Genomic DNA, 15,701 nt, shown 5'->3' on the forward strand with positions numbered 1-15,701 from the left:
TCCTGGATGGGCTTCAAAGTCGCCATCATCGGTCGGCCTAACGTCGGCAAATCGACTCTTTTCAATCGGCTGGTCGGAAAGAAGCTGGCGCTTGTCGACGACACGCCGGGCGTCACGCGCGACCGGCGGGTCCATGCCGCCAAGCTCTACGATCTCTATTTCGACGTCATCGACACCGCCGGTTTCGAGGACGCGGCCGCCTCGACGCTGCCCGGCCGCATGCGCCAGCAGACCGAGATCGCCATCCGCGAAGCCGACCTCATCTTCTTCACCGTCGATGTCAAATCCGGTCTGATGCCGGACGACCGCACTTTCGCCGAAGTGGTGCGCAAATCGGGTAAGCCGGTGGTCCTCGTTGCCAACAAAGCCGAGGCGCGTGGCGCCCAGGGCGGTATGCTCGAAGCCTGGGAGCTCGGTCTCGGCGAGCCGATCCCGGTCTCGGCCGAACACGGCCAGGGCATGCCCGATCTGCGCGACGCGGTGATCGAAGCGCTTGGCCAGGAACGCGCTTTCGGCGAGGACGAGGATGAAAGCGACGAGATCGCCGCCAGCGAGGTGCTGATCGGCGAGGACATCGCCGATCCGGACGCCGAACCGGCCTATGACGACACCAAGCCGCTGCGCATCGCCGTCGTCGGCCGCCCCAACGCCGGCAAGTCGACGCTGATCAACGCGCTGATCGGCGAGGAGCGGCTGCTCACCGGCCCGGAAGCCGGTATCACCCGGGATTCCATCTCGGTCGACTGGGACTGGCGCGGCCGCCGGATCAAGCTCTTCGACACGGCCGGCATGCGGCGCAAGTCCAGGATCCACGAAAAATTGGAGGTGATGTCGGTGCAGGATGGGCTGCGCGCCATCCGCTTCGCCGAGATCGTCATCATCGTGCTCGACGCCACCATTCCCTTCGAGAAGCAGGACCTGCAGATCGCCGACCTCATCATCCGCGAGGGCAGGGCGCCGGTCATCGCCTTCAACAAATGGGATCTGATCGACAACCCGCAGGAACTGCTGGCCGAACTGCGCGAAAAGACCGGGCGGCTGTTGCCGCAGGCGCGCGGTATCCAGGCGGTGACGGTTTCGGCCGAGACCGGCCGTGGCCTCGACCGGCTTATGGATAGCGTCATCAAGACGCACAAGGTCTGGAACAGCCGTGTCTCGACCGGCAAGCTCAACCGCTGGCTGGAAGGCATTCTCGCGCATCATCCGCCGCCCGCCGTCGCCGGCCGCCGGTTGAAGATCAAATATGTCACCCAGGCAAAAACCCGCCCGCCGGGGTTCGTCGTCTCCTGTTCGCGGCCGGACGCGATGCCGCAATCCTATGTCCGTTATCTGACCAACAGCCTGCGCGAGGCCTTCGACATGCCTGGCGTGCCGATCCGCATGGCCCTGCGCACCTCGGACAATCCGTTTGCGGGTAGGGCGAAGAAGCGCTGACGGTCGGTGATTGTCGCAAGCGCCGGTTCCCTCGTCATCCACGGGTCTGCGCGCGTCGCTTCGCTCCTTGCTCCGCCCGTGGATGACGAAGTCGAAGGGTGTTGACCAAGAGAACTAGGCAACCTTCGGCAAGCTTGTTGCAGACCCCTCGGGCAGCGTCTCCAGTGCCGCTTGCAGCAATATATCCGCCAGCCGCGCCGCAACCGGGTCGAGTTCGGCGTCCTTCTGGTGCAGATGCAGCGCCATCATCGGCAGGCCAGGAAGCCCGAGAACTCCCGGCGCGATTGCCCTGAGATTGGCTGGCAGGCCGATATCGGTGCGGATCGTCAGGCCGAGGCCAGCCGCCACCGCCGCCCAGATGCCGCCAAGGCTGGGGCTCGAGAATGCCATGCGCCAGGCAAGGCCGGCGCGGTCGAGCGTTTCGGTCGCCACGGTGCGCAACAGGCAGGGCGCCTCGAACACCACCAGCGGCAGCGCCTCGCTGTTAAGCGGTCCTGCCTCCAGCAGCTTGGCCGGGCCGATCCAGCGCGCCTGCACGTCGGCAATATGCCGGCTGTAGGGCAGGGTCATGCCGTCATGCCAGGCCAGTGCGATGTCGAGATTGCCTGAAAGGACACGTTCGGCAAGATCGTGGCTGCGTCCGATCCGCGCCTCGATGCGGACCTTGGGATGGGCGCGGGCGAAGCGTCCGAGCACATCGGGCAGCACGGCCTCACCGAAATCTTCCTGCAGACCGAGCCGCACCCAGCCTTCCAGCTCGATGTCGCGGATGGCGGAGGCCGCCTCGTCGTTGAGCTCGATCAGCCGCCGCGCGTAGCCGAGCATGGTCTCGCCGGCTTCGGTGAGCGCCAGGCCGCGCCCCGCCTTGCGGAAGATCGGCGTTGCCGCCTGCTCTTCCAGCTTCTTCAATTGCGCGCTGACCGCCGAGGTCGAGCGGCCAAGCCGCTCGGACGCCCTGGCAAAACTGCCCAGCTCAATGCCGGTGACGAAGGTTCTGAGGACATCGAGGTCGAATGTGACACGGCGCATGAGATCGTCCTGATTATCAGGATTGTTGGTCAAAAACTTCCTGATTTTATGAACGAAGCTATGGCGCTACCTCCCTTCCGTCAAGGCCGTCAGCACGGGAATGGAGCCATGTCCGCCATCGTCACACCCAACGACTGCCAACCACGGGCGGGAGACATTGCCGGCAAGGCCGCTCGCCGCGCCTTCGGTCCCAACCATCGCTGGAAGGTGCTGGGCATCGGCGTTGCCGCCAATGCCGGCTTCTCCGCCACCTTCTCCGGCATTCCGGCCACGGCGGTGGTGATGCGCCAGGGCTACCACCTCGACAATGCCTCGCTCGGCCTGGCGTTGGGGCTTCTCGGCCTCGGCGTGGCGCTCAGCGAATTGCCCTGGGGCATGCTCACCGATCGCTGGGGCGACCGCCGCGTGCTCTTGACCGGGCTCGGCGCCACGGCCGCATGGCTGCTCCTTATGGCAATGCTCGTCGTGCCGACGAAGCTTGCCGTTCCCGGGGTCACGCTGCTGTCAGCAAGCCTGCTCATTGCCGGCCTGCTCGGCGGCAGCGTCAACGGCTCCAGCGGCCGCGCCATCATGGGCTGGTTCGGCGAGGGCGAGCGCGGCTTTGCCATGAGCATCAGGCAGACGGCGGTGCCGCTCGGCGGCGGGCTGGGCGCGCTTGTGCTGCCGTCGCTGGCGCTGACTTTGGGCTTCGCCGCGGTCTTCGGCCTGCTGGCCACCGTCTCTGCCCTCTCGGCCTACTTCGCCTGGCGCTGGCTGCACGAACCGCCGGCGCAAGGCGGCGGTCACGCTGCCGCCGCGACGAGTGGTCCGGCGCCGCTGCGCAACATCGAGGTATGGCGCATATCGAGCGCCATCGGCCTGCTCTGCTTTCCGCAGGTCGCCGTGCTGACCTTCGCGTCGGTCTTCCTGCATGACTTTGCCGGCATGGGCACCTGGGTGACGAGCGCCAGTCTCGCCGCTGTGCAGACCGGCGCCATGGTGATGCGCGTCTGGAGCGGCCGCATCACCGACCGCCACGGCAACCGCCGTCCGTTCCTGAAATTCTGCAGCGCGTTGAGCGCGCTGGCCTTCCTGGTGCTTTGGCTGCAGGTGGTCGCCACCGCCGCAATCCCGGCGCTGATGCCGCTGCTTCCGCTGATGGTCGTCGTCGCCGGCATATCCGTCTCTGCCTGGCACGGCGTCGCCTATACCGAGCTTGCCACGCTTGCCGGTGCCGGCCACGTCGGCACCGCGCTCAGCCTTGCCAACAGCTTCGTCTTCGTCGGCTTCTGCCTGGTGCCGATCGCTATTCCATGGCTGCTGGTCGTCTTCGCATGGCAAGGCGTGTGGCTGGCGGCTGCAATCTGCGCGGCGGTCGCCTGGCCGATCTTCCTGCGCCCAGCCTGAGTCACCAGTCTGATTTTTCGCCGGCTTGCTTTTAAAACGGCAAGCCGGCTTGCCTCCAACATGAAAAGAACACGATCGATGTCGTTAACCCCGCATCAAGGTTAATGCTTCATTTTGGCTCTCCGGGGTCAGTAGCGTTCTGGAGAGTTCAGTGCATCGACGCGTTTCAATGCGGCTTGCCGCCGTCGCCGCCGTTGCGAAAAAACGTTCCTTCCTTCCTCCTTTGGTGCTTGGGCTCGGTATCTGGATCGGCTTTCCGTCGGTCGTCGCCTATCAGGATATGGCAAGCCTGATTTCCGGCCTGGAATCGTCCAGCGCCCGCTGGAACGGCTATATCGAGAAATCCGCCGCCGGCTCGGTGCATGCCGCCGAAATGCCGTTCGTCGATTCCGTCACCACCGGCTCGCTCTCCGGCTCCGGTGTCGACCTGCCGGGCGTCGGCACAGTCGCCTTTCGCGGCAAGGGCAATGTCGCCGGCGCCACACCCGATGAAGACCGCGTCATGCGCGCCGACAAGAAGGGCCGCCTTGTCAAGGTGGCGCCGGTCGCGCCGCCCAAGAATTTCAGCGCCGGCTCGATCTTCGAGCGCACGTCCTCGCTGCTTCGTCCCTCGATGGACAGCAAGCTGAAGCTCACCTTCGCCAAGCCCGGCATCAAGGGCAAGGAAGTCCAGATCGCCCAGGCTTTCCACCTGCGCGAGGACAAGAAGCCCGACCCGGATCTGCCGGCGGCACTTGTCGCGCTCGTCAACAACGACAAGCCGGATATCCTCGCCACGGCTTACGCCCAGTCGGCGCCCGATTACGCCAAGTCGTCGCCCTTCGAGGCGCTGCTGCAGGACGATCCGAACGATGGCCGGTTCATCCCGCCGATGAGCAAGGGCGATCATGCCTGGATGCAGAACCCGCTGCCGGCGAGCGTCTTTTCGATGCCCGAGCAGGCCTGCCTTGCCAAGGGCATCTATTTCGAGGCGCGTAGCGAGCCTGTCCGCGGTCAGGCGGCGGTCGCTCAGGTGATCCTCAACCGCGTCCGCAACCCGGCCTATCCGCAGACGATCTGCGGCGTCGTCTACCAGAACGACGACTGGTTCAACCGCTGCCAGTTCTCCTTCGCTTGCGACGGCAGGAAGAAGACCATCACCGACGAGGCTTCCTATAAGACCGCGCAGGACGTCGCCATGGCGGTGACCGCCGGCAAGATATTCATTCCCGAGGTCGGCTCCTCGACGCACTATTACGCCAACTACGTCCATCCGGGCTGGGCGCGCGCCATGCACAAGATGACTAGGATCGGCCTGCATATCTTCTACCGCACCTATGGCGGCGGCTGGAGTTGAGCCCTTTAGGCGGCTCAAGCTGAGCCGCTTAAGCGACGCCTCCGGCAATGCTGTTTACGGCTGGGCTCTCACGCCGATCGAGGCGGGTTGCGGCGCGGATTCGCGCCGAGTCCTCACGCGGCCGTGAAGGGCACGATGTCGCACCTCGATAAGCCATTGATTTAACTGACGAAAATACATCGCTTCGAAGTTCGGCCCGTGGCTTGACGGGCGCGGACCCGCTAACTATGTTGCCGGCGACTTTAGAAGCGGACGGACGGCAATCGTCTGCCCGGGCAGGGGGGTTGCGATGGCCGACAAAACCGGGCCAGACGGAACCGGAGAAACCGGCCGCGGCAGGCAGCCAGAAGCCACCATCCGCGACGACGAACTTGAGCGCCGCCGGCGCGATCTTGAAGCATCGCTTGCGACGAGACGCACGGACCGGATCGAGGGGAAAGACGAAGCAAACGCTGCGACCGGTTATGGTCAGGCATTGAAACTGTCCAGCGAGTTCATCGCCGGAGTGGTGGTTGGTGTCGGCTTGGGCTGGATTATCGATCGCTTGGCGGGAAGCGCGCCATGGGGTCTGATCGTCGGCCTTCTGCTGGGCTTCGGCGCCGGTATACTCAATGTCCTGCGTTCGGCGGGACTGACGTCGCAATTCGGTCAGAGCGGCTCGCCGCGCGAACCGAAAGAATGAGATGAGGCGCCGCAAGGCGCTAAAGAAACTTCAGAAGCCGGTTGTGGCTTTGACGGGGATTAAAAGTGGCTGCTGCTGACAAGGTCGACCCGATCCACCAGTTCCAGATCCATCCGATCATCCCGCTGCATATCGGCGGCTACGACCTCTCGTTCACCAACTCCTCCCTGTTCATGGTCGTTACGATCGTCGTCGCCTCAGCCTTCCTCTATATGAGCACCGCCAGCCGCGCCCTCATCCCGGGTCGTCTGCAGTCTGTCTCCGAAATGGCCTATGAATTCGTAAGCAACATGCTGCGTGATTCAGCCGGTAAGCACGGAATGCAGTTCTTCCCGCTGGTGTTCTCGCTCTTCATGTTCGTGCTGGTTGCCAATCTGCTTGGCCTGTTCCCGTATTTCTTCACCGTCACCAGCCACATCATCGTCACCTTCGGCCTGGCGGCTTTGGTCATAAGCACAGTGATCGTATATGGCTTCATGAAGCACGGCTTCGGTTTCCTGAAGCTGTTCGTGCCGCAAGGCGTTCCTTTCGTGATGATGTTCCTGGTCGTTCCGATTGAGGTCATTTCGTTCCTGTCGCGACCAATCAGCCTCTCGGTTCGTCTGTTCGCCAACATGCTGGCTGGGCACATCACGCTGAAGGTGTTCTCGGGCTTCGTCGTCAGCCTGAGCGCGCTGGGCGCGGTTGGTGTTGCGGGCTCGGTTCTGCCGCTGGCAATGGCGGTGGCGCTCACAGCTCTGGAAGTTCTGGTATCTTTCCTGCAAGCCTATGTATTTGCGGTGCTGACCTGCATGTATCTCAACGACGCTTTGCACCCCAGCCACTAGCGATCTCACCGGCGATTGTTCCGCCAACAACAACTGTAACGAAAATCGAACCTCAAGGAGTTTGACATGGAAGTAAATGCAGCAGCTGCAATTGGCGCCGGTATCGCTTGCCTCGGCATGGGTGGCGCGGGCATTGGCCTTGGCAACATCTTCGGCAGCTACCTGGCGGGCGCGTTGCGCAACCCGTCGGCTGCTGACGGCCAGTTCGGCCGCCTGATCTTCGGCTTCGCCGTGACCGAAGCCCTGGGCATCTTCTCGCTCCTGATCGCCTTCCTGCTGGTTTTCAAATAAGAACACCAGACCACGAAGAGGGTGGCCGCGCTAATGCGGCCTGACCACACCGAACAGGGGAACACGATGTTCGTGACATCTGCCTATGCGCAAGAGTCCGCGCCGGCTACTGCCGAAGGCGATACGCATGCGGGCACCGCCATGCCTGCCGAAGAGCACGGCACGTTCCCGCCATTCAATCCGGCAACGTTCCCATCGCAGCTTCTGTGGCTGGCGATAACCTTCGGGCTGTTCTACCTGTTCTTGAAGCGGGTTGTGATGCCGCGTCTCGGCGGCATCATCGATGTCCGCAACGATCATATCACCCAGGATCTCGACCATGCCGCGAGGCTGAAGGGCGAAGCTGACGCTGCCGTTGCCGCCTACGAGCAGGAACTGGCGGAAGCCAAGGCCAACGCCAACAAGATCGGCCAGCAGGCGAACGACGCCGCCAAGGCTGAGGCCGAAGGGACGCGCAAGAAGCTCGAGGCCGAGCTTGAGAAGAAGCTTGGCGAGGCCGAGGCGAGCATCGCCTCGATCAAGGCCAAGGCGATGAAGGAAGTCGGCACCATCGCCGAGGACACCACGTCGGCCATTGTCGAGGCGCTCGTCGGCGGCAAGTCCGACAAGTCCGAGATCGCGGCCGCGGTCAAATCCGCGAGCCGGTGAGGAGCGCATAATGGACGCCACATCACTCGCCACGCTTTGGGCAACCATCGCCCTGATCATCTTCCTTGGCGCCATCATCTATCTGAAGGTGCCGGGTATGCTCGCCAAGTCGCTCGACGCCCGCGCGGCCAAGATCAGCGGCGAGCTCGAGGAAGCCCGTAGGCTTCGCGAAGAGGCGCAGCAACTGCTTGGCCAGTATCAGCAGAAGCGCAAGGAGGCCGAGAAGGAGGCCGCCGACATCGTCGCCGCGGCCAAGCGTGAGGCCGAACAGCTTGCCGCCGACGCGGCCAAGAAGACCGAGGACTATGTCGCCCGGCGTACCGCGCTTGCCGAGCAGAAGATCAGCCAGGCCGAGCGCGAGGCCGTCAGCGAAGTACGCGCCAGCGCCGTCGACATCGCCGTCGAGGCCGCCCGCGCGCTGCTCGCCGTCAAGGTCGACGCCAAGGCCGGCGCCGACCTGTTCAAGTCGGCGCTGGATGATGTGAAAGCCAAGCTGAACTGAGCGGCTCTGACGCCGTCAACATGAAGCCGCCTGGGCAACCCGGCGGCTTTTTTGTTTGGGAGGGAACGAGGCGCGGAAACTGCCAATCTCCCCCCTCGCGGGGGTTGAGGAGCGGCCCGCGCAGCGGACGGGAAGCCAATTTGCTTGGCTTTCCGAGCGACGAAAGCCTGGCTGGGCAGAGGGGCGCGCGAAGGAATGCTACGTTTCGGTCGTCATTCTAGGGCGGAGCAAGGAGCGAAGCGACGCGCGCAGACCCTAGAATCCATGCCGTGGCGTTAAGGCGTTGCAGCGGTTATAGAATTCTGCACCGTTGCGCTCTCCGGCAGAGGTCACGGCATGGATCCTCGGGTCAAGCCCGAGGATGACGAAGCGCGGGGTTCGGCCCATCCCACCAAACCCGGATAGGCTGACGGGACAGCGCCCCCTCTGTCCTGCCGGACATCTCCCCCACAAGGGGCGAGATTAGCTGTCACCATCGTCGCCTCACTCCAGCCCGGCCAAGCTCTCTTCTTCAACCACCTCCGCCCCGCCCAGCCGGAACGGCGCAAACGACGCCCGGTGCAGCCTTGCCACCGGGCCATGCGCCTCGATCGCGGTGCGGTGCCGGACCGTCGCATAGCCCATATGCACTTCGAAGCCGTAATGCGCGTGGTGTCCGCCGCAGCCGCACATCATGCGGTCGCGCATCACCTTGGCCACGATCGAGGCGGCGGCGATCGACTGCGAGCGCTGGTCGCCCTTGATGAGCGCCCTGCCTTCGCAGGCGAGACCAGGCGGGATGTCGCGGCCGTCGGCCAAGGCCAATTTCGGCTGCAGCGAGAGGCCGGCGGCGGCGCGACGCATCGCTTCCAGGCTGGCTTTGAGGATGTTGCTGTTGTCGATGCCTTCGGCGCTGATCGAAGCCATCGAGACGCTGAGCGCCGAGCCCAGGATTTTCACGAACAGCGCCTCGCGCTGCAAATGGGTGAGGCGCTTGGAATCGTCGAGGCCTTCGGGAATGTTGGCGGGGTTGAGCACCACAGCCGCCGCCACCACCGGACCGGCGAGCGGACCGCGGCCAGCTTCGTCCATGCCGGCGACCGGCCACAGCCCGTCGGCCATCGCCTTCGCCTCGATCGAGAAGTCGGGCTTCTCGACGATTTCAAAGAGAAGCGGAGAATCGGAACGCGCGCGAGCCATGGTGCGGCGAGGTTCGCATCGGCTCCGATTCTCCGCAAGTCCTTCCGGGTCGGATGGGGCGTCGGACCGGGAAGGCACCGTCTCACGGCCGGGGACAGGGGCTGGACGGGATTCTTGAAAGGGCTGCAATTCCAGACGGAAAATCGCTTTGCCTGGAATTGCTTAGCGCCGGCCCGTCATGGCCGGCGCCGTCTTCAAAGTAGCATCAGCTGCTCGCCGGCGCCGGAGCCTGCGACGAATTGGTCGGTGCGAAGCTGCCGCCGCTCGACATTGAGGCCGAGCCGCTTGGCGGCGATCTCGAAGCGCCGGCCGATCTGCCAGGCATACGGACCGGCACCCTTCATGCGCTTGCCCCATTCGGAATCGTAGTCCTTGCCGTCGCGCATCGAGCGGATCAGCGACATCACATGCCGGTAGCGGTCCGGATAGTGGCGCAGCAGCCAGTCCTTGAAGATCGGCGCCACTTCGAGCGGCAGGCGCAGGATGACGTATCCGGCTTCGCGGGCGCCTGCGGCGCGCGCCGAATCGAGGATGCGCTCCATCTCCGGATCGGTCAGGCCGGGGATGATCGGCGCCACCATGACGGAGGCCGGGATGCCGGCATCCGAAAGGAGCCTTATCGCCTCCAGCCGTTTCGTCGGCGTCGACGCACGCGGCTCCATGGTACGGGCCAGCATGCGGTCGAGCGTCGTCACCGACAGCGCCACCTTGGCAAGGCCGCGTTCGGCCATGCGCGACAGGACGTCGATGTCGCGTGTCACCAGCGCCGACTTGGTGACGATGCCGACTGGATGGCCGCGCGCCTCCAGCACTTCGAGGATCTCGCGCATGATCCGGTATTGCTTCTCGATCGGCTGGTAAGGATCGGTGTTGGTGCCGATGGCGATCGTGCGCGGCTGATAGCCGGGCTTCGACAATTCCCGGTCCAGCATGCGCGCCGCATCGGGCTTGGCGAAAAGCTTCGATTCGAAATCGAGCCCCGGCGACAGGCCCATGAAAGAATGCGTCGGCCGGGCAAAGCAGTACACACAGCCATGCTCGCAGCCGCGATAGGGGTTGATCGAACGGTCGAAGGAAATGTCCGGCGACTCGTTGCGGGTGATGATGGTGCGCGGCTTTTCGACCTGCACTTCCGTCTTGAACGGCGGCAGTTCCTCCAGCGAGTTCCAGCCGTCATCGAAGACATGCCGGCTGACCGGCTCGAACCGGCCGGACGGGTTGATGCCGGCCGAGCGGCCGCGATTGCGGTCGGGCCGCACGCGCATGCCGCTCTGCTCGATCATCGCGTTTGCCATTTCGGCTCTGCCGGCTCCGAAAGCGGCAATGTCGGCGCGCACGATCTGTTCCATTTTTGCCCTCTCCCAAGGACTGTCGGCAGGCTGTCGAATCGCTCTGTTCATGAAACTATTCCTATTTCGTTGGAGAGAACAAAGCAAGAACTTTCTGACTCGCGATGCACAACTGGCGAAACGCGCGGCTTTCCGCTATTCGGCTAAACGATGCTCAGCGTTCTCATCGAAACCCGCAACGACGAAGAGGGGCTTGCCCGCACGCTCGCCTCGCTGGTCGGCGGCGCGGTCGAGGGCGTGGTGCGCGACGTCATCGTCTGCGATGCCGGCTCGACCGACCAGACGCATCGCGTGGCCGAACATGCCGGCTGTCACTATCTGACGGGCGGTATCGGCGCCGCCATCGGCCAGGCCAAGGGCGATTGGCTGCTGCTTTTGGAACCCGGCGCCCGGCTCGCTGAAGGCTGGATCGACGAGGTCGTTGCCCATACGGCAAGGCAGACCATGCCGGCGCGCTTTTCACGCGCCCGGGCCAATCGCGCGCCGTTCCTGGCCCGCGTCTTTTCGAGTAACCGTGCGCTGGCAGAGGGCCTTGTCATCAGCAAGCGTCAGGCCTCGGCGTTTGCGAAAAGCGGGCGTAGCGCCGAGGCACTGGCGCGCGGCCTTGCGACCAGAAGGTTGAACGCCGAAATCTGGGTGGCGCCGCTGAAGTGATGCCGGCTCCACCTTCTCCCACAAGGGCCACAAGGGGGGAGGGAGGTTCCTGCTGGTTCACATCCCTCGAATTTCAACCGGCATCCAGGCGCCGCGGCGCCTGGCGAGGCGTTGGTCGCGCGTCTCGGTGTCGTAGCGGACGGGGACCGGTTCGCGCGAGAAACGCTCGCGCTCGTCGAGCGCGTTGACGATGACGATCGCTCGTGCCTCGTCACCCGCTCCGGCAATAGCGGCGACATAGACGCCGCAGTCACGGCAGACAAGATAGTCGGCGGTGCGCAGGCCGAAGCGATAGACCTGCAAGCGCTCCTTGTCCGCGACCGAGACGACCAGCCTGCCCTTCGGATCGGCGGCCGCGCGCGAGCCGTGCCGGGTGCAGAACGAGCACTGGCAGGCGCGGATTTCCACCGCGCCTGGATCGAGCGCGGTCGAGAAGCCGAGACGGATATTGCCGCAATGGCAGCCGCCGCTGTGAACGGTCATGGCGGATTGTCCCTTGTTCGTTCACACAAGGTATTTTGCCAATACTGGCTTCGGAATAGCACTTCGAAGGTGGGGAACGTTATCCGCCTGCAAACCGGATGTTAATCGGGTGCTCTGCCTGCGGTTACGAGCCAGGCTTGCCGCCTCGCCTGAGATGCTCGTCCAGCCGCGGCATGATCTCGACGAAGTTGCAAGGCATGTGCCGGTAGTCGAGCTGCGCCTTGATGATGCCGTCCCAGGCGTCCTTGCAGGCGCCGGGCGAGCCCGGCAGCACGAAGACGAAGGTGGCGTTGACGACGCCGCCCGTCGCCCGGCTCTGGATCGTCGAGGTGCCGATCTTGTCGTAGGAGATACGGTGGAAGACTACGGAAAAGCCGTCCATGCGCTTTTCGAAGATCGGCTCCAGCGCCTCCGGCGTCACGTCGCGGCCGGTGAAGCCGGTGCCGCCGGTGGTGATCACGACGTCGATGCTTTCGTCCTTCGACCAGCCGAGAACCTTATCGCGGATCCTTTCGCGGTCGTCGGTCACGATGTCACGTGCGGCCAGCGTATGGCCGGCCTGCGTGATGCGATCGGCCAGCGTCTGGCCGGACTTGTCGTCGGCGAGGCTGCGCGTATCGGACACGGTAAGCACCGCGATGCGCACCGGAATGAAGGGCCGGCTCTCGTCAAGCTTCGCCATCGGTCACCTCCATGCTGCGCGTCGCGGCGACGAACCAGTCGGGGTGGCGGGCGCGGATCTCGATCGCCGCGCGCTTGGCGACATTGCCGGTCTCGAACAGGCCGAAACATGTGGCGCCGGAGCCGGACATGCGCGCGAATGCCGCGTCGCCTTTTTTCAGGGCCTTGAGCGCCTCGCCGATCGCCGGCTCGATCGAACGGGCGGCAACCTCGAGATCGTTGCGCGTCGTCTCCAGCCAGTTGCGGATGGCGTGGAAATCGAGCCGCTTCGGCAACGGCGCCAGCGCGCCGTTGTCGCGGCTGGCGAGCGCCTTGAACACGTCCGGCGTCGAGACGGCGACGCCCGGATTGACCAGAACCAGGCCGAGCGCCGGAAACGCGGGCAGCGGCGACACTTCATCGCCAATGCCGCGCGCGAGCAGCGGCTTGCCCTTGAGGCACATCGGCAGGTCGGCGCCGAGCGTCAGGCCGATCCGGGCCAGCGAAGTGTCGTCGATATCGACCTTCCAGAGCCGCGCCAGGCCGTTGAGCGCGGCCGCCGCGTCGCTGGAACCGCCGCCAACACCGGACGAGATCGGCAGGTTCTTTTCCAGCCGGATGGCGACGGGCGTCGTCTGTGCCGCGCCCGCTTCCTGGCGCAAGGCATCGCGTGCCTTGACCACCAGATTGCCGTCGTCGAGCGGCAGCCCGGCGGCATAACGCCCGGACACTGAGAATTCGTCGTACTCCGCCGGCTCGATCTCGATGCGGTCGCCGAAGCGCGTGAAAACGGCAAGGCTGTCGATGAGATGGTACCCGTCGTCGCGCCGTCCGGTGACATGCAGCGCCAGATTGATCTTGGCCGGCGCGAGCCACGTCCGGACCTCTATGCCGGGCTCCACAATGTCGGCTGCTGACGAGATGGGTTCAATCCTTGGCGAGACGATATTCGCCGGTCTTGGGATCCTTGACCAACGTGCCCATCGTGCCGTTCGCCGCCTGTTTCTCGGTCCGCCGGATTTTTGCCGTCACGCGTTCGGCCTCGCGCACGAAAGCGCGGTAGCCGAAGTAAGCGGCGGCGCCGACAACGGCGAAGAAAATGATCTGCGGCATCCTAAAACTCCTCCCGCGATTGCGCGGCAAGGCCGGCCCGACAGGCTCGGTCAAGCGATCATGCTAGACGCAATCATGGCTTTTTCAAAGCCCGAAGCGTGCCCACAGCGCGCGCTCTTCCGCCGCATCGATGACGCCGCTGGCCGCGGCCGCGGCGATATCGGGCGCCGAGAAGCGCGAGCCGAACAGGCCGAAACGGCCAAACAGACCGCGCGGCGCGGTGATCAGCTTGAGCTGCGTCTTGTCGCCGAAACGGGTCCTGAGCACGCTGCGCATATCGCCCAGGGCATCGACAAGACCGAGCTCGAGGCCTTTCTTGGCGGTCCAGAACAGGCCGGTAAACAGGTCCGGGTCGTCCTTCAGCTTGGTGCCGCGCCGCTCCTTGACGAGGTCGATGAAGGTCTCGTGCACTTCGAGCTGCAGCACCTTCAGCCGCTCGACATCTTCCTTTTTCTCGGGCTTGAACGGGTCGAGCACGGCCTTGTTCTGCCCGGCGGTGTGGACGCGCCGCTCGACGCCGATCTTCTTCATCAGGTCCGGGAAACCGAAAGAGGCGGAAACCACGCCGATCGAGCCGACGATCGATGACGGGTCGGCGAAAATCTCGTCGCCGGCGACCGCGATCATGTAACCGCCCGAAGCCGCCACGTCCTCGACGAAGACCAGCACCTTCTTGTTTTTTTCCACCGCCAGGTCGCGGATACGCTTGAAGATCAGCCGCGACTGCACCGGCGAGCCGCCGGGCGAGTTGATCGATATGGCAACCGCCGGCGCGTCGAAGCCGAACGCCTTTTCGATAAGGCCGGCCGTCGAGGCGAGCGACAGGCTCGGCCGGAACTGGCCGCCGCCGGCCATGATGGCGCCTTGCAGCCGGATGACCGGAATGGTGACGACTGTCGAGCGCCAGGATTTCGGCAGCAGGCGGTTGAAGAGGCGTTTCACGAACGAGTGTCTCCGGTCAATTTGCAAGGAAGCAAGATGAGATCAGTTAAGTTGGTAATGTCTTTCGGGCGCGACGTCATCTGCTTTGGGCATGTAAGGAACTCGCCAGCCAACGGCAATGCCGCATCGCCAGCCCAGGATCAATCGCCGAACAGCGATGCCAGGCCGTTATTGATCATTTCCGTCCGCTCCGCCGGCTCGTTGCCGGATGGCCCGTGCAAGGTGAGCGGTGGGCGGATCGACAGTTTTCCGCGCGCCCCGAGCGTCGCCCTGACGACGATGCGGATTGCCGCCGCATCCGGACGCGGATGCACGCAGAGCATCTCGGTATCGCCGAAGCGTCCATCGAGCGCATCGACAATGGCGACCAGCTGTTCGGGTCTGGCGATAATGGCTAGCCCGCCGCGCGGCTTGGCGACGGCGGCGGCACTCCTGATCCAGCGTTCGAACAGCCCATCCTCCGTCACATGCGCCTGCCTGCGCAGTTCGTCGGGTGTCGAGCGGTCCTCGGCGGCGTTGAAAGGCGGGTTCATGATGACGAAGTCGAATTGGTTGTCCGCAAGCCCGGCCTCGCCACGCGCCCGGCCGGCAAGCGTGACGTCGGCCGTCAGCACCGAAGCGCGGTCGCCGAGATGCGCATTGCCGGGGTGCGAAAGCGTGGCGGCGGCGAACCCCGCCATTTCGGCCGAGCGCTCGACGAGCACGGCTCGTGCCGCCGGACAACGCGACAGCACGGCAAGGGCGGCGGCGCCGGCGCCGGCGCCGAAATCGGCGAGCCGGCCGCAAAAGCCGGACGGCACGGCGGCCGCCAGCATCATGGCGTCCATGCCGGCGCGATGACCGCTCCGGCTCGGCTGCACCAGCCAGAAGCGTCCGCGATGGAAGGCGTCGACCGTATGCGCCGGCGTGTCCGGGACGGGGGCGATGCCGGCTGCCATTATTTTTTGCGGATCTCGTTCTCGATGCCGGCATCCTTTAGGATGCGGCGTGCGGCATCGACCCTTTCGGCATCGACCATCACCCGCCGGGGCAGGATGCCGAGCGACCCGTCCAGCACGCTCATATTCTGGTCGGCGACGAAACAGGCGATGCCGGCGTCGCGCATCAGCGATTCGACAAACGAGATCACGACGGCGTCGTTAGTGCGGACAAGCTCGATCATGGAATGAAAATCGCAGGTTGCGAC

At 64.6% G+C, this 15,701-nt stretch carries 19 protein-coding genes; 9 read left to right on the forward strand and 10 right to left on the reverse strand.

Going from position 1 to position 15,701, the window contains the following annotated elements; genetic code table 11:
• The first annotated feature begins 6 nt into the window (after window positions 1–6).
• Window positions 7–1,434, forward strand: coding sequence for a ribosome biogenesis GTPase Der (gene der / locus RFM68_RS07580; protein WP_320232087.1), 1,428 nt, complete (start codon window positions 7–9; stop codon window positions 1,432–1,434).
• Window positions 1,435–1,548: 114 nt separating this feature from the next.
• Here the strand turns inward: der and RFM68_RS07585 are convergent, their stop codons facing one another.
• The gene (locus RFM68_RS07585; protein ID WP_320232088.1) at window positions 1,549–2,463 is read right to left on the reverse strand and encodes a LysR substrate-binding domain-containing protein; all 915 of its coding nucleotides are present in this window, start codon (window positions 2,461–2,463) and stop codon (window positions 1,549–1,551) included.
• A 108-nt stretch (window positions 2,464–2,571) separates the two neighbouring features.
• On the opposite strand from RFM68_RS07585, the gene RFM68_RS07590 reads away from it, so the two are divergent.
• The 7 genes from RFM68_RS07590 to RFM68_RS07620 all read left to right on the forward strand — a co-directional run bounded on the left by RFM68_RS07590 (window position 2,572) and on the right by RFM68_RS07620 (window position 8,135).
• Window positions 2,572–3,849 (forward strand): MFS transporter, encoded by a 1,278-nt coding sequence (locus RFM68_RS07590; RefSeq protein ID WP_320232089.1) that lies wholly within the window; start codon window positions 2,572–2,574, stop codon window positions 3,847–3,849.
• Window positions 3,850–4,000: 151 nt separating this feature from the next.
• The gene (locus RFM68_RS07595; RefSeq protein WP_320232090.1) at window positions 4,001–5,185 is read left to right on the forward strand and encodes a cell wall hydrolase; all 1,185 of its coding nucleotides are present in this window, start codon (window positions 4,001–4,003) and stop codon (window positions 5,183–5,185) included.
• 289 nt (window positions 5,186–5,474) lie between these two features.
• Complete coding sequence (locus RFM68_RS07600) at window positions 5,475–5,867, forward strand: AtpZ/AtpI family protein (protein WP_320232091.1); 393 nt, start codon at window positions 5,475–5,477, stop codon at window positions 5,865–5,867.
• 65 nt (window positions 5,868–5,932) lie between these two features.
• The gene (locus RFM68_RS07605) at window positions 5,933–6,694 is read left to right on the forward strand and encodes a F0F1 ATP synthase subunit A (protein ID WP_320232092.1); all 762 of its coding nucleotides are present in this window, start codon (window positions 5,933–5,935) and stop codon (window positions 6,692–6,694) included.
• A gap of 66 nt (window positions 6,695–6,760) precedes the next feature.
• A complete protein-coding gene (locus RFM68_RS07610; RefSeq protein WP_320232093.1) occupies window positions 6,761–6,985 on the forward strand; it encodes a F0F1 ATP synthase subunit C in 225 nt (74 codons plus the stop codon).
• Between the two features lie 66 nt (window positions 6,986–7,051).
• The gene (locus RFM68_RS07615; RefSeq protein ID WP_320232094.1) at window positions 7,052–7,633 is read left to right on the forward strand and encodes a F0F1 ATP synthase subunit B; all 582 of its coding nucleotides are present in this window, start codon (window positions 7,052–7,054) and stop codon (window positions 7,631–7,633) included.
• A gap of 10 nt (window positions 7,634–7,643) precedes the next feature.
• Entirely contained in the window at window positions 7,644–8,135 is a 492-nt protein-coding gene (locus RFM68_RS07620; RefSeq protein WP_320232095.1) for a F0F1 ATP synthase subunit B, read from the forward strand.
• A gap of 483 nt (window positions 8,136–8,618) precedes the next feature.
• Here the strand turns inward: RFM68_RS07620 and rnhB are convergent, their stop codons facing one another.
• On the reverse strand, window positions 8,619–9,314 hold the full coding sequence (gene rnhB, locus RFM68_RS07625) for a ribonuclease HII (RefSeq protein ID WP_320232096.1): 696 nt from the start codon (window positions 9,312–9,314) through the stop codon (window positions 8,619–8,621).
• Between the two features lie 194 nt (window positions 9,315–9,508).
• Entirely contained in the window at window positions 9,509–10,663 is a 1,155-nt protein-coding gene (locus RFM68_RS07630) for a PA0069 family radical SAM protein (RefSeq protein ID WP_320232097.1), read from the reverse strand.
• 150 nt (window positions 10,664–10,813) lie between these two features.
• Between RFM68_RS07630 and RFM68_RS07635 the strand changes: the two genes are divergently transcribed.
• Window positions 10,814–11,317: a glycosyltransferase gene (locus RFM68_RS07635; protein ID WP_320232098.1), complete on the forward strand. Its 504-nt coding sequence runs from the start codon at window positions 10,814–10,816 to the stop codon at window positions 11,315–11,317.
• 57 nt (window positions 11,318–11,374) lie between these two features.
• Here RFM68_RS07635 and RFM68_RS07640 read toward each other — a convergent pair whose 3' ends face one another.
• The 7 genes from RFM68_RS07640 to RFM68_RS07670 all read right to left on the reverse strand — a co-directional run bounded on the left by RFM68_RS07640 (window position 11,375) and on the right by RFM68_RS07670 (window position 15,677).
• On the reverse strand, window positions 11,375–11,800 hold the full coding sequence (locus tag RFM68_RS07640; protein WP_320232099.1) for a GFA family protein: 426 nt from the start codon (window positions 11,798–11,800) through the stop codon (window positions 11,375–11,377).
• 124 nt (window positions 11,801–11,924) lie between these two features.
• Entirely contained in the window at window positions 11,925–12,482 is a 558-nt protein-coding gene (moaB, locus tag RFM68_RS07645) for a molybdenum cofactor biosynthesis protein B (protein ID WP_320232100.1), read from the reverse strand.
• Window positions 12,469–13,362 (reverse strand): 4-(cytidine 5'-diphospho)-2-C-methyl-D-erythritol kinase, encoded by an 894-nt coding sequence (locus RFM68_RS07650; protein ID WP_320232101.1) that lies wholly within the window; start codon window positions 13,360–13,362, stop codon window positions 12,469–12,471. Before RFM68_RS07650 ends, moaB begins: the two co-directional genes overlap by 14 nt.
• A 25-nt stretch (window positions 13,363–13,387) precedes the next feature.
• Window positions 13,388–13,573: a membrane protein gene (locus RFM68_RS07655; RefSeq protein WP_027164591.1), complete on the reverse strand. Its 186-nt coding sequence runs from the start codon at window positions 13,571–13,573 to the stop codon at window positions 13,388–13,390.
• Between the two features lie 84 nt (window positions 13,574–13,657).
• Complete coding sequence (locus RFM68_RS07660; protein WP_320232102.1) at window positions 13,658–14,515, reverse strand: S49 family peptidase; 858 nt, start codon at window positions 14,513–14,515, stop codon at window positions 13,658–13,660.
• Window positions 14,516–14,655: 140 nt separating this feature from the next.
• Complete coding sequence (locus tag RFM68_RS07665) at window positions 14,656–15,453, reverse strand: tRNA1(Val) (adenine(37)-N6)-methyltransferase (protein ID WP_320232103.1); 798 nt, start codon at window positions 15,451–15,453, stop codon at window positions 14,656–14,658.
• Window positions 15,453–15,677 carry a putative signal transducing protein gene (locus RFM68_RS07670; RefSeq protein WP_140545522.1) on the reverse strand — a complete coding sequence of 75 codons (225 nt, stop codon included), beginning with the start codon at window positions 15,675–15,677 and terminating at the stop codon, window positions 15,453–15,455. The genes RFM68_RS07665 and RFM68_RS07670 overlap by 1 nt, the downstream gene beginning before the upstream one ends.
• Window positions 15,678–15,701: the final 24 nt, after the last annotated feature.

Origin of the sequence: Mesorhizobium montanum, assembly GCF_033977145.1 — a bacterium.
Taxonomy (GTDB): domain Bacteria; phylum Pseudomonadota; class Alphaproteobacteria; order Rhizobiales; family Rhizobiaceae; genus Mesorhizobium; species Mesorhizobium montanum.